Here is a 20190-nt window from a genome sequence, read left to right as displayed (position 1 = left end):
TTATTTTTTATTAAAATGCCACGTTTAGACCAAATACAATAGTTCTCGCTCTTGGATAACTGAAATAGTCAATACCAAAAGACTGAATTTCTCCAATAGAAGTTCCCATATTTAATTCAGGATCATAACCGCTGTATCTTGTAATTACGAATAAGTTTTGTCCTGTTACAGAAAGACGAATGTTATCCATTACATCTCCTAATCCAATTAATTTAGGACTTAAATTATATCCTAGTGTAGCATTATTTAATCTTAAGTAGTCTCCTTTTTCTAAATATCTTGTAGAAACTGTATTAGAGTTTGTAGATGCTTCGTTTAAATATTGTGTAGCTCTGTCTGTAGTGTTAAAAGAGTTAGCCAAATTTCCTCTATTGAATGAAGTCATTGCTACGTGGTTGTAAATTTCATTACCACCTACACCATTGAAATTAGCTCCAAAATCAAAGTTTTTATATCTTAAATTCAAATAGAAAGCATAGATATAATCTGGTAAAGCGCTTCCAGCAACGATACGGTCATCATCAAGAATTTGCCCATCTCCATTTGTATCAGCAAATTGATTTAAACCGTCAGGACCAATTCCTACAAAGTCAAGCATGTAAAATGAACCGATTGGCTGATTGTTAACAATACCATTAATAGTTGCTCCTGATTGTCCACCACCTTGCGCACCTCCTGTAGTTAATATTTTATAAGCTGAATTTTCTACTCTATTTTTTGTAAATGAGATGTTTCCTCCAATGCTATAAGAAAAATCACGACTTTTATCACTACTGTAATCTAATGCCACCTCGACACCATTGTTTTTAATTTCCATATTTGGAATATTGGTGTAGTACATTGGAACAGGCTGAATAGGATCTGTTGGTGCAATTTGAAGCAATAGTTTACTCGAAACTTTGTTAAAATAATCTACAGTACCTGATAATCTATTATTAAACAAACTAAAATCAAGACCAACGTTTGTTTGTGTTGAAACTTCCCACTGAATATCTGGACTAGCCAAACGTGTAAAGATTGTTCCATATGGATAACTTCCTAAATCTACAGCAGATGGATCAAGAGGATAGGTATTGTTTCCTGAATTACTTTCTGTATAACTAGCTTTAGTAATTTTAGAAGGAATTTCTTGAGAACCAGTTTGTCCCCAACTCGCTCTTAATTTTAGATTGTTTAAAGTTTCAGAATCCTTTAAGAAATTTTCTTTTGTAATATTCCATCCTAAGGCAACAGATGGGAAGTATCCATATCTGTTATTTTCACCAAATTTAGAAGAACCGTCAGCACGCATAGTAGCAGTAAGAAGATATTTATTATCATATGCGTAGTTTAATCTTCCAAAGAATGACTGTAATTCATTTTCTACTGCAGTAGAATATTTACTCACAAGCTCACTTGCTGCTCCAATCTGATTTTTTGGTTCAACACCATTGTTAGGAAAACCTCTAAAGTTGTAATTCTTTTGATTTACTTGGATTTTCTGATAAGACTGACCTGCAAGAACTGTAAAGCTATGCGCTTTTTTATTAAAGTTATACGTTAATGTATTTTCGTATAAAACGTTATTATTATTAGTTGCAATATTATTTACAGTACCCAAAGTTGTATTAGTAGCAGATGCGTACGGTAAAACTTGAACATCTCTTTCTGACATGGAGTAATCTACACCAAGATTGAATTTATACGTTAATCCTTTTATAAATTCAAAAGATGGAGAAATATTTGCCAAAATACGATTGTTGGTTGTTTCATCAGAATATAAGCTCTGACTGATCATCGGATTTAAAATATCATTGCTCAAATTAAGGTTTGGCTGTCCGTTAACATAAACTGCATCCGTAGGATTCATTGTTAGCATATTTCCAACTACACTTCTAGCATCTGGTCTTGAGTTGTCCAGTTTAGTTGCTGTCATGTTAAAAGCAATATTAAATTTGTCATTAAGTGCTTTCTGATTTAAATTTAAACGTCCTGTATAACGTTTTAAATCACTATTCTGTAAAACACCTTGCTGGCTATCTGCACCTAATGAAGCGGCATAAGTAGATTTGTCTGTTCCTCCACTCATAGATAAATTAAGATTTTGAGAAACTCCAGTTCTTGTCAATTCATCTTGCCAGTCTGTATTTGCTCCACCGTCAAGTAAAGTTCCGTTTACAGCTGCAACACTTCTTCTAAATTCGTCAGCACTAAAAACATCTACTTTATTTGCCAAAGTCGAAATTCCTGTAGTCATAGAAAGATCAATTTTAGTCTGCCCTTTTGATCCTTTTTTAGTTGTAATTACAATTACACCATTAGCAGCTCTCGAACCGTAAATAGCAGAGGCAGATGCATCTTTAAGAACTTCGATACTTTCGATATCCTGCGGATTAATAAAGTTCATTGGGTTAGAAGCTACCCCTGTTCCAGAATTGTCTAATGCAAATCCGTCAACTACATAAAGTGGTGTAGTTCCCGAACGTAAACTTCCTGCTCCACGAATAATAATATCTTGAGCTGCACCAGGCTCGCCACTTGCTGCAACAACGTTAACTCCGGCTACTTTACCCTGAATCAATTGTCCTGCATTTGATACGACTCCTTTGTTGAAATTTTCGCTTTTAACAGAACCAATTGCTCCTGTAACATCAGATTTCTTTTGAGAACCGTAACCTACAACTACTACTTCATTAAGAGTACTCACCTCTTCTGCTAATGAAACAGTCAATTTTTGAGTTCCAGAAAAAGAAACCTCTTTCTTTTGGAATCCTACGTAAGAAAAAACTAAAACACCTGAGTTTTGCTGTGATTTAATTACAAATTTCCCATCAAAATCAGTTGTTACGGCTCCTCTTGGTTCTCCCTTAATAAATACAGAGACTCCAGGAACTGGTATTTTTTCAACATCAGAAACTACAGCTCCCGATACATTTACTTGCGCATAGGAATATGACATACATCCTAAAACAAGAATTAAAAATGCATAAATTTTTTTCATTTAAAATACTTTTTTTGTTTTGCCAAAAGTATCTTAACGATCCCTCCAAGAGGAGGATTTTTGTTTTTCAAAAGAGGACTTTTAATTCAATTTAGGATATAATTAACATCAAAAAAGGGGTGTTTTTGCTCATTAACTTTACCCTAACTTTCTGTAAATACAGTCCTAACAAAACCTACAGAGATAACTCCTTATATTCTTTCGGACTTTTTCCAAAATACTTCTTAAAAGAGCGTCCAAAATATTTCGGATCATTGTAACCGCACTCAAAACTGATTTCAGAAATATTCAATTTCTTCGTTTTTAGCAACATTTCTGCTTTCTGAAGGCGAAGTGACATTAGTATATCTGAAGGAGACTGATTTAAAGCTTCTTTGAATAAGCGGTAGCATTTTACTCTCGAAATTCCCAATTCGTCTGCCAATAATTCGACATTAAATAAAGGGTTTTGCAATTGCTTTCTAATAATTTCTAAAGCTCTTTTCAAAAGTTTTTCATTTGCAGTAATATGTTCATTGTCCTCTGTTAAGATTTCAAATATTTTCTGCTGAATTTTATATTCTCTTACCGGTTCTTGATTTTGGTCGATCAAGCTGTCTATTTTTTTCTTTATGAATGAAGCGCGAGCAGGAAGTTTAATATGCGTATCAATGCCTAATTCTAGCAATTGTTCATCAAGTTCGTAGTTAATATCTTCAGAAATATAAATCAGTGGAATTTTTACATTCGTATTTTCTTTATTTGATTTTAAGAAATGAAGCAGTTCTTTGGAGAATTCTGCCTGATAAAAAACGATGGCCGAAATTTCACTGTGTTTGATTGCAGCGTTTAGATTCGAAACCGAATTTTCAAACATTAAGTTATAATTTTCGCTTTCCAAAACCTGATTTGCAGCAGGATTATTATATTCGTCACTAAAAACCAAAAGACATTTTTTATCTTCAGAAAATTGCTCCTGAGAATTGAAATTTTTCCACGAAATGGTTTCTTTCAAACTTAAATCTTCTTCTACAGCTTGTATCGGAATACGCAAAACCGCCTTGAAATGCTCTTCTGATGAATACAGCACTTCTCCTTCTAAATCTTGCAATAAAACCTGCAACGCTCTAAAGTAAGGACTGTAATGAGAAATATTGTACCAGTTATTTTTTAAAATAACACTGTCAGAAGTGGTTTTGATTTCTAGGCAATTTTTTTCATATCCAATCGTAATTTTCAAAGTGCTGTCTTTATCTGAATATTTGCTTAAATCATTAAAAAAATATTGAAGCGAGAGTTTTAAACGAAGCAAATCTACAGCCGCGAAATAATCTTGATTCGTTATTTCGCAATTGAAATTCACTTGATTTATTTGAAGGTCTTTTTTCAATTTTTCGACATTATTCTTTAATACTGGAAACAAATTTGTCGCCGTCTTTTTTAAAGGTCCAAGTTCTTTTACATGTTCCAGATAATTCCATTCGGATATCAAATTGACCAATTTTCCAGACTGAAGCGTCAAATCTTTGTGCGCTTCCGTATCTTTTTTAAATGAACTGGAAATTTTAATTATTTGCGAAATGGGTTCTTGAAATTCAGCCAGCATGAACGTTTTAAATTTCTCGATTTCAAAATTTTCATTTTTCAAATTGCTGTGCAGAATCAAAAGCTTTTCTTTCTGCTCTACTATTTTCTTATTCTTCTGATCCAGTTCATTGTTAATCTCTTCTAGATTTTTTTTCTGATTTTCAATAACAGTCGTTCGCGCTTTTACAAGATCTTCCAAATATTTTTGCTGAGAAACAACCGCTTTGTTTTTAATGTACATTGCGATTACGCAGACAACAAGCACAAAACCAATTAAGAAAACATAAAACAATCCCGATTCATAAAACGCTGCACCAATTTGAAGTTCAAAAAAGACAGGTTCAACTGTTCCATTTTTTCCTTGTTTTATTAAAAACCGATGTTTGCCAGACGATAAATCGGTATACTCAATTTTATTGTTTGCAGGCAACAAAACCCAGTCGTCATCTTCTCCTTCTAGTTTGTAGTAGATATTCGCTTTTTTATTTCTTGGGAACAAAATTGGTATTACTTCTATTTCCAATTCATTATTGCTAAAACTCTTTTCAATGGTTTTCAGATAATTTTCGTTTCCATCTATTTTCAGTTTTATTTTGGCTTGGGCATTATCACAATAAATGGTACTTGGATTAAAATAATTCAGTCCGCCCACTCCTCCAAAAAACATATTTCCTTTAGAATCCTGATAATAAGCACCTTCAGAAAATTCGGGAGCCTGCCATCCATACGACGGATTATAAGAATCAACATTGTAGCTTTTTTTATGAATTGAAGCAATTCCTTTTGTAGTGCTGACCCAAATTTTGTCGCCATTGTCAATAAGCCCATAAACCATGTGGCTCGGAAGTCCGTCATTCTCAGTAAAATTTTTTATTAGCCCCCTTTTTTTATTAAAAATACTCACACCACCAAGAGAAGCAATCCAATAATTATCGGTTTGTTTGTCAACAAAAACAGAATAAATGCTATTGCCTAAAATTCCATCTTTTGCAGTAATATTTCTTAAAGTACCTGTATTTAAATCAAAAACAATTACCCCGCTGTTTTCTGTTGCCAGTATAAGATTCTGATTGTTTTTTCTAACACATCTGATGTGGTATTTATTTAGCAACTCTTGTCCTTTAAATTTTTCAAATTTTCCTGACAGCAAATTAAATTTTGCAAGTCCTCCCCAACAGCCCATCCAAATCTGTTTGTTCTGGTCTTCGCACATCGAGTAACATCTAGCAATAGATAAACCTGGAATACCGCTATTCTCATAACTTGTATAGCTATTGTCTTTAATTCGCAAAATGCCTTTGTACGTTCCTGCCCAAACCGATCCATCACTTGCGGTAAATAACGTTCTTATGCGCTCCCAATCGGGAACAGAAGCAGCCTGATTAATTTTAAATTTTTCGAAAAAACCATTTCCTTCATTAAGATAGTAAAGACCTCTCGTGTAGAATCCGAGCCAGATTTTGCCTTTGGCGTCTTTGGTAACGGCTCTGATTGTTTCGGCTGGCAGATTAGGCTGTTTTACGGGATGTGGCGCGATTAGGTTTATTTTTTCAGAACCCGTGTATGCCATACTTAAACCGCCGTCTTTTAACCCCAACCAAATATTTCCGAAATCATCTTCATGAAGCGCTTCTATTTCATTGCTTTTAAAAGAATACGGCGAATATAAATCGGAAGTAAAATGCTTTATATTTTCTTCGGAATCATTTGTAATGATATAAATTCCATTTTCGCGCGTAGCAAACCAAATATTACCCTCTTTATCTTTTAAAATATCATTGATGGTCAGTTTCGGATATTTTCTTAGCAGTATATTTTTAAGATTGGTAAAATCGGTTGATCTTACTTTGTTATAAGCAATTACAGAAAAAGAGTTGTTTTTAAATTCGTAATAACCATCCTTGGTCTGAACTACTATATTTCCTTTTTCAGACAAATGAATATCTTTCGGAATACTTTTAAATTTGAAATTTCTAAACTCGTGTTGCCCTAAATACTGATTGATATGCCCTTCTTTTGTAATAAGCCAGATAGTGCCCGCAGCATCTTTTTCTAATTTGGTAACGTAGTTGCTAGAAATCGTTTTATCGTTATTTTGGTCGTTTTTATAAATCTTAAAATTGTAACCATCAAAGTAGTTTAGACCATCCCAAGTAGCAATCCATAAGCCTCCGTTGCTGTCATTTTCTACATCATTTACCGAGTTGTTGGACAACCCTTGATTTGTTGTAAAATTTTCGAACTTAATCTGCTGTCCAAAGGCGAATACATTAAAAATAAAGAAGAAAAATAAAGACCTGATCATTGTGTAGTAATTTAACCCACAAGTATACAATCGCAAGGTAAATGGAATATAAAGCTTAGGTTAAGTTAAAAAGATGGCCGTAAATATATCTATAACCTTTTATTTGTTATTTTAGTTTTATAAATCAATTGCCCTTTAAAAATTATCCCAAAGAGAAAAATGAATCTGGATTTTTATCAGCCAAAGAATGAAATTTTAAAAAAATATATTGAAGGATATTACTTTATTTCAAAAGACAAAAATTCAGGATCTGTAGAATATCTGACTTTCCCAAATAATTTCTGCATCTTAACTACGAATGAGGATCTAGATGTTGATATACAAAACAACGAAGTCGTTATAAAATCATCGCCAGCTAAAAACATAATGACCTGTGTGGTTTCTCGCTACACCAAACCTATAAAAATACATTACAAAGAGCTTATAAATGAAGTTACAATCTACTTTAAACCATTAGGAATAAATCAGTTTTTGTCAGATTCAAAAAGTATTTTTTCTGAAGGAACTATCTTGGATTTTACTTTTATGCCCGATTTCAATACTAAAATGATTGAAATTTTCACTTTAGCCAAAGACAAACAAAGTCAGGAGCTTGAAGATTATTTGCTTTCTAAATTACAAATCAAAGATTTATCATTAATTGAAAAAATACTTGCCGATATTGAAACTGATGAAAAGATTGAAGAAATTGCTCTTAAACACGAAATAAGCAGACAATATTTGAATAAAATCTTCACCAAACATATTGGCAAATCACCTTCAGAGTACAGAAAAATACATCGATTTAGAAATTCAATTCTCAAGCAGAAACAAAGCAAGAATTTTTCTGAATTATCTCAGTATGATTTTTATGACCAGTCTCATTTTATTCGAAATTTTAAAGAACTGACAAACCGGAATCCACACATATTTTTCAAAAACATAGATACAGAAAAAGAAAATATTTGGCTTTTTGTATAATGGTTTCCATTTGTACAATTTTGCTATTTTGGGATCATCTACTTTTACCAAGTTCGAAATAACGTAAAACCAAAAAATCCCAAAAATATGAACTGGCAAAAAATCCATCTTTTTTTACACACCTTTTGCAGATATACTCTAGCTACAATTATCATCTTGTATGCTTACGGTAAACTATTAAAAACCCAATTTGTATCGCAGCCAAGCGTATATGATATGCCAATTGGCTCTCTAGATGGTTTTCGCCTCACTTGGTATTATTATGGTTACTGTTATTGGTACCCAATCGTTATTGCGGTTACACAAATTATAAGCTCACTCCTGCTCTTTTTTAGAAAAACAACAAGAATCGGAATTGTCCTTTTCCTCACTTTTATGGTCAATATTCTTCTAACCGATTTTGCTTATGATATTAATGCAAAAGAAGTTGCGATAACCTTGACTTTAATGGCGCTGTTTGTATTCTTTTCTGATTATAAAGTTTTTCTAAAATATTTTCTTGAAGAACCTCCATTGTATCAAAACAGTGACAGACCTAAATGGATAAATAAAATTAGCGTGATTAAATTCATTTATATTCCTGCTGTTTTCATTGGTTTCTTTATAATGTTCAATACTTTGAAAAATGAATATATGAAAGAAGACAAATTTTATGGAACTTGGGAAAATCTTCAAACTAAGGAAAGATTACATTTTGAGGATCTAAATAGTTTTCAAATTAATAAAACCGATCAGCAAAAAAGCATCGTAAATGGAGAATATTCGTTTACAAAAGATTCTTTAACTTTAAAATCAGGCGACGATAACAAGAAAGACTATTTAAAAGGAAAATACACCTTGCACAAAGCTGACTTAATTATTACAACCAAAAATGATCATCTAAAATTTATACGAATTAGATAAATAATCTTTTCCCATATAACTAAAAAGCCAGAAATAGTTCTGGCTTTTTAATTTTTTAGAATAAATTGAAATTATTATTTCTGAGGGACAATCGTCCAAGAATCAAATTTGCAATCGTGTTTGTATCCTAGCTCGCACATTTCCGTAACCCACTGACTTAATGACTCATGCATCATCTTAATCTCTGTAGTTTTTCCAGAAATTACAAATAAATTTTTATCCTGTTGTGCAGCTTCATAGTTTACAATGTAACTCTTGCTATGCAATTCTTTTTTCAATTCCTGTGCTTTTTCAAGCGTGTCCGAATTAAAAAAATAATCAATTTTCAATTCATCTTCTTCTTCTACTGCAGCATCTCTCAAACTAACAAGTGATTCTGTCGCAAGTCTCAAATGTCTTAAAAGATTGGTGTCAAAATCATTTTCAGAAACTAGACGCTTCTGTTTTTTAGGCTTCAAAAAACTTAAAATTTCCATTATATGGTTTGTTATTTAGATTACTTGTTTTGGCAGTTCTGATGTTATGCTTTCTCTATTTCTTTAGTGAGCGAACTCAAATATTCAGTTGGAGTATTGGCGGTAATTTCTTTGAAATAGCGGTTAAAAGATGATTTTGAATTAAAACCTGCCTCATAAGCCACTTCCAGAATATTGACGTTTTTGTTATGCTTGGATAACTGATTCAATTTGTCTTTTACATATTTAATTCTGTATTCATTTACGAAAGTGTAAAATGGCTTATTTACAAAATGGTTCAAAGTTTCGCTTACGTGATATTTCTTCTGGTTTGTAAGCTGAGAAAGTTTGTCAATTGTGAGTTCGCTGTCTGTAAAGTGCTTTTCCGACTCCATTGCAGCTTCGAGTTTCAATAATATTTTGAACATTTCTTTTTCACGAAGGACTTCTTTTCTCTTTTGTGCTGCTGGACGTTCTTTTTTCGAAATCACTATCGTATTAGATAATGGCGGCGTTTTAAATAAGCTTAAGGCATCGGTTTGAACTTCAGATGGCGCTGTAATTTCTGCAACCGCAAAATTTACTTCTTGAAATATAATTTCTTCTTGAATAGGATCTTCAGAAGGCTCAATAGAAACGGTGTATTTGTGAGTGATGATTCTAATCACGATACAAATTAAAAGTGCATAAACTACACTTCGGCTGATGTAGCTTAAAGAAAATGCATTAGGCAAAAAGATCGTTAGAAACGAACCAATGCAACCAATTAAAAGAAAAAGTGAAGCAACCTGTATAATCAGGTTTCTTTCCATGCAGTTTGGCGAAAGTTTTTTCACCGCTGTATAGATTATAAAGCACGAGAAAATAATATCTGACGAAAGCAAAACATACAGCGTAACTGTATTGTACCAATATAAAAACTGATGTGCTTTTGGAGATCCTGCCGCTAAAACACAGATTGTAGAAAAATAAGCAATAGCACCAAGTATTAAAGGAATAAACAAATACCATCTTGAAGAAGGTATAAATTCTGGGTTAACCGTTTTCCGCAAATACAGATACAACAGCGGAATGTAGGAAAAACCAATAAAGGTATTCAACATGTTTAAGACTTGCTGATCTTCTATAAAATTAAAAATGTAAAATTTGATAGAAAGATGAAGTCCGATACAAATTACTAATGAAATCAATAAATCATCAGCATGGGTTCTGTATCTGCTTCTTAAAAGTAAAACTACGGCTAGCAAAGCCTGAAATATTCCTATAGCAATTATATATTTCATCTGAAATCTTTGTGCTAAAGTACTTTCATGGAGTTAACTAAATGTTTACAAATTGCAAAAAAATCAGTTGGTAACAATTTAATAACAATCTTAAATCCCTTTAAAAACAAGCCTTTAAATAAAAAATAAAAAATTGAGACGACTGTTAAGTACTTATAAATCTACAGGGTCGCGGCAAAGTATATTTCGTAACAAATTTGCCAAAAAAAACACAACCATGTTACTGAAAAACTCTTGCAAATTTAAACTCAATCAAAAGCAGGTATTCAAAAAAATACTTTTTACCCTGCTACTTACAACAGGCGCTATACTGTCTGGAAATGCTCAGACCATTAAAGGAATCGTTACCAGCGATACCGGCACATTACCGACTGCGAATATTACTGGAAAAACTTTTCAAAATTCGACCATATCAGATATCCAAGGAGCTTTTACCTTGACTGCGCCACTGATTGGTGAAGTTACAATCGAAATCAGCTATATTGGTTTCGAGACAAAATCAATTACTTTAAACTTGGTAAAAGGAATCAACGATATTGGTTTAATCCAAATGTCGCCAGACGGTTCAAGCACTTTAAAAGAGATTGTTGTGTCTGGAACAATGGCACCTTCTCAAGCGAAAGCGTACAGCATTAAAAAGAATTCGCTTGCGATTATGGACGTTATGGCTGCCGATGCTATTGGTAAATTACCAGACCGTAATGCTGCCGAAGCGGTACAGCGTATGCAAGGTGTGGCCGTTGCGAGATATCACGGTGAGGCCGATCAGGCTACGGTAAGAGGAACTCCTTTTGCTTGGACTTCTACTCTATTTAACGGAAATCGTTTGCCGAGTTCTAATGTTATGGGGAATCGTTCGTCTGTATTGGATGCTGTTCCATCAGAAATGATTCAATATGTGCAGGTTGCTAAAGCGATTACACCCGATATGGAAGGCGATGCAATTGGAGGATCGATTAACTTTATCACTCGTACTGCACCTTCAAAACGTACGTTAAACGTAAGTGCTGCGGGAGGTTACAATACTTTTAGCGAAAATGGAACGTATAATGGTTCTATTACTTATGGCGATCGTTTCTTCAACAATAAATTAGGCGTAATTGTTTCTGGAGCCATCTGGAGCAGACAATGGGGATCTGATGAATTTGCAGCCACTTACAATACTGGTGCAGCGACCGAACAGCAGAAAAGATCTCTAAATACCGTTCTTTTTAAACGTTATATGGGAGAACGCGAAACTAAAGGATTAAATGTGGGTGCGGAATACAAAATTACACCTGCCGATAAAATATTCTTTAGAGGAATGGCGAATAAATTTGACGATATACGCCCAGTATATGAATCTTATATTGATTATACGAATTCGCGTTTTCAATACAATTACAGATATTCTCATTACCAAACGGCGCTAAACGGATTTGAAGTTGGTGGAGAACATCAGATGAGCGAAAAATTCAAACTGGATTGGAGTTACAGCAATCATAAATCAGATTATTATTTGGATACGCCTCCTACTTCTGTAAACAAAGGTCTTCCAATTGCTACTTTCCGCCAGAAAATTACAGGTGGTTTCAATGATCTTTCAAGCGATGGAAAACGTTATTGGGGCTTCGATTCTCCAAACGGTGTCGGTGGAACGGTTGACAATTTTGAAACCGGAATTGCTAATCCAAATGAAGTGATGGATCCTTCAAAATTATTGCTAAACCAATTGGTAATTGCACAATTAAACAACAGCGAAAGAGACCAAATCGGACAAATAAATTTAAAGGTTGAAGCTAGTTCTAAAGTAAATCTGAAGTTTGGTGCAAAATACCGTCACAAAGACAGAACCAATACTTACGGATCAAATTATGTGTACCTGCCAGCCGCTGCGGTTGGAATTCCAAATTCACCAGCTTTGGTTCCGTTATCTAATCTGCAGACAACTAGTTTCCCAAGTGGAAGCAAATTCTTTGGAAATATGAATGGAGATTTCAGCCAGTTCATTGTAAATCCGTTAACTAAAGATCAATTGTTTGCTATGTTCGGACAGCCTTTTCAAACGGCTAACGGCATAATGGATTTTACTTCTAAAACTAATGCAACTGCTTTTTATACGGGTGACGAAAGTGTAATTGCAAGTTATGCGATGGCTGAAATAGATGCTTCAGAAAATTTTAAAATAATTGGAGGTATTCGAAATGAATATACCGATATGACATTAAACGGAACAAAAGCTACTACAGAAGGAACTCCGGCTGTTGTAACTTTAAGTCCGTCAAAGGTTGAAAATGATTATAACGCATTTTTACCAATGCTTCATTTAAAATATAAATTGAGCGATAAATCGAACCTTCGTGCCGCTTATACACGCTCATTTGTACGTCCGAATTTTGGAGATATGACACCAGGAAGTTCGACCAATACCACTTCTTCACCAATGACGATTACACAAGGGAATCCTGATCTGAAACCAACATTTAGCAACAATTTTGATTTGATGGGAGAATACTTCTTCGACAATGTTGGACTACTTTCTGGAGGCGCTTTCTATAAAAATATTACTGATGTTGTTTTTACAGATGTCAGCATGCAGAATATTGACGGTGAAGATTACTTAGTAACTCAGGCAAAAAACCTAAACAAAGCTACTTTATTTGGTTTTGAAGCAGGAATAAACAAAAGATTCGATTTCCTTAACGGATTCTGGAGCGGCTTCGGAATAGAATTCAACTATACTTTTATCGACTCTAAAACGGAAGTGCCAAGAATTACCGCAACTGGTATTGAAAATGATAAAACAGGTCTGCCAAATCAGTCTAAAAACTTATTTAATGCCATTCTTTTTTACGAAAGAAATGGTTTAATGGTGCGTCTTGCAGGTAATTACCGTGGAAATTCTGTAGAAAGCATCAATCAGCAATTAGGCCCAGATTATTACATCTGGACAGATTCTAATTTTACCGTTGACGCCTCTGCAACCTACAGCATCACTAAAAGACTGAAAGTTTTTCTTGAGTTGAACAACTTAACCGATTCTCCAGTAAAAATGTATATGGGTAAAGAAAAACGCCGTGTTACTTCTCAGGAATGGTACGGAAGCCGTGGACAAGCAGGACTTCGATATGATATTTTCTAAAATAATAAACACAAATAAATTCAACAAAATGAAAAAAGCAATAATCACAATGGCAGTTTTGGCACCGCTAGTTGCCTCTGCTCAACTTACAGATAGCATTAAAAGATTAGTCCCTGTAAAAGGAACCGTAAATTTTAGAGATGTAGGCGGTTACAAAACTATGGATGGAAAGCAGGTTGCGTGGGGAAAAGTATACAGAAGCGCAGGAATTGATAAATTGACAGATACCGATTTAGCCTTATTAGACAAGAAAAAAATTCACACCGTAATTGATTTTAGAGGTGTTGCCGAAGCTAAAGCAGCTCCAGATCACTTACCAAAAAATACAGATTACACTTTAAGTCCAGCAGGAAGTGACAGTCTTCCTAATCCGGCGCAAATGGTTAAATTTTTGAAAGAAGGTAATTTTCTGGAAAAATTCTATGGTGTTGATGCTGTAAAATACAGCGGAGACAGATTCCGCCCTCTGTTTGTAAAACTTTTAACTGCTGATAAAAAAGAGGCTATCATGTACCACTGTACTGGCGGACGCGACCGCACGGGAATGGCAACTGCTTTATTCTTGTATATTTTGCAGGTTCCTCAAGAAACTATCGAAGCCGATTATGTTGCTTCTAATGTTTATCTGAAACCAATGAATAAAAAAATGTTAGCGCCTTTGGCTAAAATGAGCGGTATGACAGAGGAGGAAGTTGAAAATTCAATGTCATTGAAACCTGAGCTTATCCGTGCATTTTTTAATGGTTTAAAAAATCAATACGGAAGTATCGAGAACTTTTTACAGCAGGAAATGGGTATTGGAACAAAAGAAATTGCCCTATTAAGAAAAAAATATACTGTGTAGTTGTTTCGTGTTTTATTTCAAAGAAAAAGCTGTCCGATTTGGACAGCTTTTCGCTTATATACAAAAGTTGCTTATTCTTTTTCAGAGACAAAAACATACAGTTTCTGTACTTTTCCATTTTCGATCACAAACAAATCCATACCGCTAACAACTGCTGGTTTTGCTTTTGAACCAAATTGCCAATATAAGCGAATTATATTATGATTTGTTTCAATTGATTTTGCAGTAAATCTAAATTCAGAATTTTTGGTCTGAAGTTCTACAATAAATTTACTGATTTCCTCAATTCCTTCAGCAATAAAATGACGATCTACCATTTCTATATCCGATGCGTAAACCTGATTTAATAAAACTTTACGTTTTGCTTCGTCTTTTTCATTCCAGATTTTTAGGTGATTTTCTACTATAGTTTTGTTCTTTTTAGAATCGAAATCATCTGCTGTAACTTTTTTTACTGCTTTATTTTTCGGTGACCATAAAACTGTTTTCGGATTTGATTTTTCATAACCTTTTCCGTTTGGGTACGAAACCAGTTCCATTTTAGAACCCCAAGGTGTTTCAAAATACACCCAAGATTCCCCAGCTGTATCTCCCGATGGCATTGTAAAAGGTTCGCCCAATATTTTTACGCCTTTACTTTTTAAATATTGCACCGCTGCATGAATATCATTTACGTAAAAAGCAATATGCGATGCGCCGATATCATCGGTATTTGGCTGTGTTTTGCTTCCTTTATTGTCTGCATATTCAAATACTTCAATGCTCGCTCCATTTCCTGCATTTATCATTTTTATCGTAACAGCACCCGTTTTCGGATTGATATGATTTAATTCTTTCCAAGCATCATCTAGCGGAATTGGTCCTAATTGTGTTACAGGTTTAAACCCGAGTACATCATCAAAAAATGTTATTGCTTTATTGAGGTCTGGAACATTAATTCCCACATGATCGATTCCTACTATTCCAGCACTTGTTTGTGCTACTGTTTTTTCAGAAGCAGAAAATAGGACTAATAAATTAAGCATTGCTGCTGCTGAAGTCTGTACTTTTTTATTTGATTTTTTATGAGTTGTTTTCATGATTATTGTAAATGTTTGAATAAATTATCTAATGTTTTATTGTTGATATTCTAACACATAGAAACATAGCTTATGCAAGCTTAAAAAGGCATTTCATTTGCATAAACAAACATAGCTATGTGTGAGAAACGAGTTTCTTTTCATCTTCTTTTCAGATAAAGAAAAAACTATGTTTCTATGTGTTAAAAATTAAATTTTGTCTAATTATTGAATGTTTCAGAAATTAATTAGTGTAAGCGTCAAGCCATTTAGCTTTGATATTGGCACGAGCTTCAATAAATTCTTTATCAGTTCCTTGTGCAATGGCATCTAATGGAAAACGCAACGGTCTCTCGCCTTTTTTCATGTTTACCAATTCTAAAATACCATCTGCAATAGTCTGCGGATTCATATCGAACTGAGCCATTTTGCCAAATAAAGCTGTGCCTAAAGCATTGAATTTGTCTGTTGCTGCTTCTCCATATTCAGCGATAATTTCTGCTTTATCGGCATGAATACCCGCTTTAGATCCGTTATTCATTTCTGTTGGATAAACTCCCGGCTGAATGCTTACGTTTTCAATTCCGTACTCTGCCAATTCATCTTGCAATCCTTCTGTAAAACTTTCTACCACCAATTTTGATGCGATATACGGAATCATAAAAGGCAATGTGTGTCCGCTTGCTCCTGTTGTAATATTGATAACAAGACCACTTTTTTCTTTTCTCATAGAAGGAAGCACTGCCTGATACATACGAAGCACGCTGTAAACGTTTACATCGAACATTTTACGAACCTGATCAACAGAATAGCCTTCAAGCAGACCAAAACCGCTTACTGCCGCATTATTGATCAGAACATCAATTTTTCCGTATTTAGTAATTACTTTTTCGATTGCAACCTTAACTGATGCATCTTCTGTAATATCAATATCTACAACTTCAATATTTTCTATTGCTCCTAATTCTTTTGCTGCAGCGGCATTTTTATCGTTTGTGTTGCGCATTCCTGCAATTACTGAGTGACCTGCGTTCGCTAATGTGATAGCGGTAAGTTTTCCAAAGCCTGTACTTGTTCCTGTAATAAAAATTGTTTTTGACATGATTTCTAATATTTTAATTGTTTATAATGTTTGTTTCTTTTGAACATTACAAAGTTGCGCAGAATGCAAAACCTGCACATTGATTAGAAATAAGTAAAAACTTGATCTAGATCAAGAGTTTGAAACGGGCATAAAAAAAGGAGCTTTTAAAGCTCCTGATATGGTTATTTTTTTGCGGTCTGTTTTCGAATACGGCTTAGCGTTTCTGGTGTCATGCCCAAATAAGAGGCAATCATAGTCTGTGGAATTCTGGAAGCAAAGCCTGGATATTTATTGACAAAATTTAAATACTTTTCTTCGGCTGTTAAAGTTAGTGAAGCCTGAATTCTATTCTGAGCCGCTATAAAGCTTCTTTGCAAAATAGTATTGACCATATTATTAAACGCTGGAATTTCTCTGCAAAGCATTTCAAAATTTTCATGTGTGAAAAGTACAAGCTCTGTATCTTCAATAGCATCGATGTTAAAGCGTGATGGCTGCTGCATCATTAAACTCTCCCGATCTCCTGTCCACCAATTTTCAATACTGAAACTGTTTACGTGTTCGCCTCCTTTTTCATCAACCGTATACGTCCTTACGCAACCTTGGGTAATGAATGCATCGTATTTCCAGACATCTCCTTCCTGTAGAAGATACTGTCTTTTTCGAAGTTTTTTTATAATGGCAAATGACCGAATGCGTTCAGATTCTTCCTGAGTCAGCTCAGTTTTATCTTCTAGATACTTTTGGAATATTTCATACATAGCATGTAAAATTATATAAAAGGCATCTGATGAACAAATTTTTCAGTATCGAGCTAAGTAATCCATAATCAAAAAAATTACAATATAATACTATGCTGTGGCACTGGCAGTACTGGAAGATTTGTTTCTCCAAGCATTTCTTTAAGATCAATTTCTATAATTTTTGAAATCTGCGAAATAGGCACATCATTCGCATTTCCTTCAAATGGGTTTTCGGTGCTCTCACCTACTTGTCCCAGCGAAGTATACATCCACGAAATAATAACACTAAACGGAATCACCAGCCAAACCATATTTCCCTGCATGATACCGGTTATGCTTTCGTTCATTTTATCAAATTCTCTTAATAAGCCAAATGGCAACAGGAAACAGAAAAGGCGAACAAGCAAAGTATTTATAATAGCATATTGTCTCGGATAAGGAGAATCTTTCAACTGCTCGCTTCTTCCTTGATGGGTGTAAAAATCTTTTATCGCCCTTTGAAATTCTAGAAACTGAATCAGAACAATTTCTTCTGAATCCAAAAGCTTTTTCAGCGTTTTGCTTTGCAATGCCATAATTTGCACCGCTTTATTTTTAGTTCCTAAAATATATTCTAAATCAGCTGGAGATAGATATTTTGAAAGCTCTTCTTCAAGACTAGTTTCATTTTCGGGAATACTATAATAAAACTCCTGATATTCTGCATTGTGTTTTTTCTGACTCGCTTCCCAAACACGGTACGAGCGCATTTCGTAACGCAGAGCGGTCAGCCACGCAAAATGACGATAAATTAGCGTTTTCGCTTCTTCAGAATTATTTATAAAATCTCGACACATTACGCCCCATGTTCGGCTTGTATTTAATATAAAAGTCCAAATTTGCTGTGCTTCTACGGTTCTATTATACGTTTGCGTATTTTTAAAACCAACAATAAATGCTGTTGCCGTTCCGAGTAGTGCTACAACCGTCCAAGAAATTGCTAGCCATTTTACAGCAAAAACTTCATATAAAAGAACTGGAATGCTACTCAATAAAAGCAAAATATAAATACTTTTTCTTGTCCAGAAAATAAACTCCGAAAGCTTATATGATTTACCTATATACATGGTGTATTTTTTAAAATTAAAATCTAAAAAAAGCATGCCTTTGGGGGCGCAGACATGCTTTTAAGGAAATTAAGCTACAGGAACTGACATTCGAACCTCAACAATTGCTCCGTACTGAATAATCGGACATGCTTCTGCAATTTTAACGGCTTCATCATAATCATTTGATCGGATTAAAAATAAACCGCCAATAGATTCTTTTCCATGTCCAAAAGGTCCAGATGTAATATGATTTCCCATTTTGGTATGTTTGATCACTCTTCCGTCTAGATCCCAACGTTTTGGCGGAGCTACCAATTTATCTTGAGCTGCAATTCCTGCAATCCAATCTTGATAAGGTTTTATGGCATCTTTCATTTGTTCTGGTGTTGGGACTGGTTTCTCGCTTGTGAAATCTCTGTGGATCACTACTAAAAATTCTTGCATAATACTTGTATTTAAGGATTTATAAATCGTTTTATATTTAAAAAATAGATGCGTAATCTTCTTCTTCGTTCTCGTCAAACGGCTGGTCTTTCATGTGAACTGTTTCATCCAGTAATTCGCAACCATCAGTCAAATCATGATGATGCAGATTTAGCTCACCTTCTTCTTCATTACTATGAATCTGAGTTTTGGTTAAACCCAATATTCTAAAAATATTAACTAGTTTCATGATTTTCTTTTTTAATTAGTTCCTTCAAATTCTTTATTCTAGACCGGCTTAATCACTTTTCGAGTCTTTCCTTTTACTTCGATAAAACCCATTTTCCCATTTTCAAAATTTGCTACAGCTTGAGATAAAGCCAATTCTGATTCCATTACCAAAGCGCCTTTAGAAAAGAAAGGCTCATCGAGCGGTTCTGCAGAAATAAACAGCAATTCGCTATTGGTGATTCCGATAAATTTGAGAGGCTCTTCAAGATCTGATCCTGCCATAGAAATAACCATTCCTTCCTCCAGTTCTGTAGTGGATTGATTGGTTATAAAATCAAAAAAACCTTCAACTGCCAGAACAGTTCCCGACCATTGTGCATTAAGCTGATGCGAAAATTCTTTTCCCGCTTTTAGAAAAACATGCAGAATGGTTAACGAATCTGGCGTTTCAATTTTATTTTCTGTATTTCCTGTTTTACCGCAAACCACTCTTACGCGAAGACCTTCCTCTTTGATTTCGGGAATTTGCGCTTTATCAATTAATAAACTTTTAGGATCGTCTTGTTTTTTTGCTGCTGGACTATTTACAAACAACTGCAAACCTTCAACATTGGTGCCTTCAGTAACGGGAAACTCAGAATGAACGATTCCTTTTCCTGCATAAGACCAATTCAGACTTCCTGGAGTTATAACCGTATTATTTCCTTTTGAATCTAAACTTTGAAAAGGAGCCGAATTCTCAAAAACATAATGCAGTACCGACATTCCTGCGTGTGGCTGCGGACCGTAGACATCATGAGTCAATTCAAAATGATCAAATCCGATAATCGGATTCATTAGTCCGTCAAAATCATTGCTTCTTGCTTTTCTGGCAAAAAACTGCTCATCTCCCTGTACTTCTGGAGTGACCACTGCTGAGAGTTTTAACTTGTTCATATTATTATTTTTTATGGTTAGAAAACACCGCTGCCCATTGATTTGCCGTGTTGTTGATCAGTTTTCGCAAAATAAATTACGCTGACGTAGGGCACAAGAATACACGAACGGGTGGAAAGTGTACGCCCATTACAACCGCCTCGACAAACTGCCTACCCGTCATCTTCGTTTCAACGGGCATCGAAGCTTTTATAGTTTTTTAGAATTTAG

General features: G+C 34.4%; 15 protein-coding genes. 4 read left to right on the top strand and 11 right to left on the bottom strand.

The annotated features are described in order from the left end of the window. Window positions 1-10: 10 nt before the first annotated feature. Complete coding sequence (locus AC3E9W_RS08550) at window positions 11-2980, bottom strand: SusC/RagA family TonB-linked outer membrane protein (RefSeq protein WP_488768046.1); 2970 nt, start codon at window positions 2978-2980, stop codon at window positions 11-13. Between the two features lie 175 nt (window positions 2981-3155). Next, on the bottom strand, window positions 3156-6851 hold the full coding sequence (locus AC3E9W_RS08545) for a two-component regulator propeller domain-containing protein (RefSeq protein ID WP_488768045.1): 3696 nt from the start codon (window positions 6849-6851) through the stop codon (window positions 3156-3158). A 159-nt stretch (window positions 6852-7010) separates the two neighbouring features. On the opposite strand from AC3E9W_RS08545, the gene AC3E9W_RS08540 reads away from it, so the two are divergent. Together AC3E9W_RS08540 and AC3E9W_RS08535 are read left to right on the top strand one after the other, a co-directional pair. Beyond that, a complete protein-coding gene (locus tag AC3E9W_RS08540) occupies window positions 7011-7811 on the top strand; it encodes a helix-turn-helix domain-containing protein (protein ID WP_488768044.1) in 801 nt (266 codons plus the stop codon). A gap of 87 nt (window positions 7812-7898) precedes the next feature. Continuing rightward, window positions 7899-8714 carry a hypothetical protein gene (locus AC3E9W_RS08535; RefSeq protein ID WP_488768043.1) on the top strand — a complete coding sequence of 272 codons (816 nt, stop codon included), beginning with the start codon at window positions 7899-7901 and terminating at the stop codon, window positions 8712-8714. A gap of 74 nt (window positions 8715-8788) precedes the next feature. Here the strand turns inward: AC3E9W_RS08535 and AC3E9W_RS08530 are convergent, their stop codons facing one another. Further along, window positions 8789-9190, bottom strand: coding sequence for a ribonuclease E inhibitor RraB (locus tag AC3E9W_RS08530; RefSeq protein WP_306160357.1), 402 nt, complete (start codon window positions 9188-9190; stop codon window positions 8789-8791). Window positions 9191-9234: 44 nt separating this feature from the next. Then, a complete protein-coding gene (locus AC3E9W_RS08525) occupies window positions 9235-10452 on the bottom strand; it encodes a helix-turn-helix domain-containing protein (RefSeq protein WP_488768042.1) in 1218 nt (405 codons plus the stop codon). Window positions 10453-10669: 217 nt separating this feature from the next. On the opposite strand from AC3E9W_RS08525, the gene AC3E9W_RS08520 reads away from it, so the two are divergent. Together AC3E9W_RS08520 and AC3E9W_RS08515 are read left to right on the top strand one after the other, a co-directional pair. Further along, window positions 10670-13573, top strand: coding sequence for a TonB-dependent receptor (locus AC3E9W_RS08520; protein ID WP_488768041.1), 2904 nt, complete (start codon window positions 10670-10672; stop codon window positions 13571-13573). A gap of 28 nt (window positions 13574-13601) precedes the next feature. Further along, on the top strand, window positions 13602-14417 hold the full coding sequence (locus AC3E9W_RS08515; protein ID WP_488768040.1) for a tyrosine-protein phosphatase: 816 nt from the start codon (window positions 13602-13604) through the stop codon (window positions 14415-14417). 71 nt (window positions 14418-14488) lie between these two features. Here AC3E9W_RS08515 and AC3E9W_RS08510 read toward each other — a convergent pair whose 3' ends face one another. The 7 genes from AC3E9W_RS08510 to AC3E9W_RS08480 form a co-directional block, all read right to left on the bottom strand. Further along, window positions 14489-15496, bottom strand: a complete 1008-nt coding sequence (locus tag AC3E9W_RS08510; RefSeq protein WP_488768039.1) for a VOC family protein — start codon at window positions 15494-15496, stop codon at window positions 14489-14491. Window positions 15497-15719: 223 nt separating this feature from the next. Beyond that, window positions 15720-16577 (bottom strand): SDR family oxidoreductase, encoded by an 858-nt coding sequence (locus tag AC3E9W_RS08505; protein WP_488768038.1) that lies wholly within the window; start codon window positions 16575-16577, stop codon window positions 15720-15722. A 164-nt stretch (window positions 16578-16741) separates the two neighbouring features. Further along, window positions 16742-17320 (bottom strand): Crp/Fnr family transcriptional regulator, encoded by a 579-nt coding sequence (locus AC3E9W_RS08500; RefSeq protein ID WP_306160369.1) that lies wholly within the window; start codon window positions 17318-17320, stop codon window positions 16742-16744. 77 nt (window positions 17321-17397) lie between these two features. Continuing rightward, the gene (locus tag AC3E9W_RS08495; RefSeq protein ID WP_488768037.1) at window positions 17398-18408 is read right to left on the bottom strand and encodes a bestrophin family protein; all 1011 of its coding nucleotides are present in this window, start codon (window positions 18406-18408) and stop codon (window positions 17398-17400) included. Window positions 18409-18477: 69 nt separating this feature from the next. Beyond that, window positions 18478-18834: a YciI family protein gene (locus tag AC3E9W_RS08490; protein WP_456894322.1), complete on the bottom strand. Its 357-nt coding sequence runs from the start codon at window positions 18832-18834 to the stop codon at window positions 18478-18480. A 37-nt stretch (window positions 18835-18871) separates the two neighbouring features. Beyond that, window positions 18872-19063 (bottom strand): hypothetical protein, encoded by a 192-nt coding sequence (locus AC3E9W_RS08485; RefSeq protein WP_488768036.1) that lies wholly within the window; start codon window positions 19061-19063, stop codon window positions 18872-18874. A gap of 38 nt (window positions 19064-19101) precedes the next feature. After that, window positions 19102-19980 (bottom strand): pirin family protein, encoded by an 879-nt coding sequence (locus AC3E9W_RS08480; protein WP_488768035.1) that lies wholly within the window; start codon window positions 19978-19980, stop codon window positions 19102-19104. Window positions 19981-20190 lie beyond the last annotated feature (210 nt).

The organism is Flavobacterium sp. 38, from assembly GCF_057799715.1.
The sequence above is the reverse complement of the archived record's forward strand: the minus strand, read 5'-3'. Positions and strand labels throughout refer to the sequence as shown.

What these genes read in the sequence shown, in the direction of transcription:
- AC3E9W_RS08550 (WP_488768046.1), bottom strand. Translation starts at nt 2,980, where the DNA reads ATGAAAAAAATTTATGCATTTTTAATTCTTGTTTTAGGATGTATGTCA.
- AC3E9W_RS08545 (WP_488768045.1), bottom strand. Translation starts at nt 6,851, where the DNA reads ATGATCAGGTCTTTATTTTTCTTCTTTATTTTTAATGTATTCGCCTTT.
- AC3E9W_RS08540 (WP_488768044.1), top strand. Translation starts at nt 7,011, where the DNA reads ATGAATCTGGATTTTTATCAGCCAAAGAATGAAATTTTAAAAAAATAT.
- AC3E9W_RS08535 (WP_488768043.1), top strand. Translation starts at nt 7,899, where the DNA reads ATGAACTGGCAAAAAATCCATCTTTTTTTACACACCTTTTGCAGATAT.
- AC3E9W_RS08530 (WP_306160357.1), bottom strand. Translation starts at nt 9,190, where the DNA reads ATGGAAATTTTAAGTTTTTTGAAGCCTAAAAAACAGAAGCGTCTAGTT.
- AC3E9W_RS08525 (WP_488768042.1), bottom strand. Translation starts at nt 10,452, where the DNA reads ATGAAATATATAATTGCTATAGGAATATTTCAGGCTTTGCTAGCCGTA.
- AC3E9W_RS08520 (WP_488768041.1), top strand. Translation starts at nt 10,670, where the DNA reads ATGTTACTGAAAAACTCTTGCAAATTTAAACTCAATCAAAAGCAGGTA.
- AC3E9W_RS08515 (WP_488768040.1), top strand. Translation starts at nt 13,602, where the DNA reads ATGAAAAAAGCAATAATCACAATGGCAGTTTTGGCACCGCTAGTTGCC.
- AC3E9W_RS08510 (WP_488768039.1), bottom strand. Translation starts at nt 15,496, where the DNA reads ATGAAAACAACTCATAAAAAATCAAATAAAAAAGTACAGACTTCAGCA.
- AC3E9W_RS08505 (WP_488768038.1), bottom strand. Translation starts at nt 16,577, where the DNA reads ATGTCAAAAACAATTTTTATTACAGGAACAAGTACAGGCTTTGGAAAA.
- AC3E9W_RS08500 (WP_306160369.1), bottom strand. Translation starts at nt 17,320, where the DNA reads ATGTATGAAATATTCCAAAAGTATCTAGAAGATAAAACTGAGCTGACT.
- AC3E9W_RS08495 (WP_488768037.1), bottom strand. Translation starts at nt 18,408, where the DNA reads ATGTATATAGGTAAATCATATAAGCTTTCGGAGTTTATTTTCTGGACA.
- AC3E9W_RS08490 (WP_456894322.1), bottom strand. Translation starts at nt 18,834, where the DNA reads ATGCAAGAATTTTTAGTAGTGATCCACAGAGATTTCACAAGCGAGAAA.
- AC3E9W_RS08485 (WP_488768036.1), bottom strand. Translation starts at nt 19,063, where the DNA reads ATGAAACTAGTTAATATTTTTAGAATATTGGGTTTAACCAAAACTCAG.
- AC3E9W_RS08480 (WP_488768035.1), bottom strand. Translation starts at nt 19,980, where the DNA reads ATGAACAAGTTAAAACTCTCAGCAGTGGTCACTCCAGAAGTACAGGGA.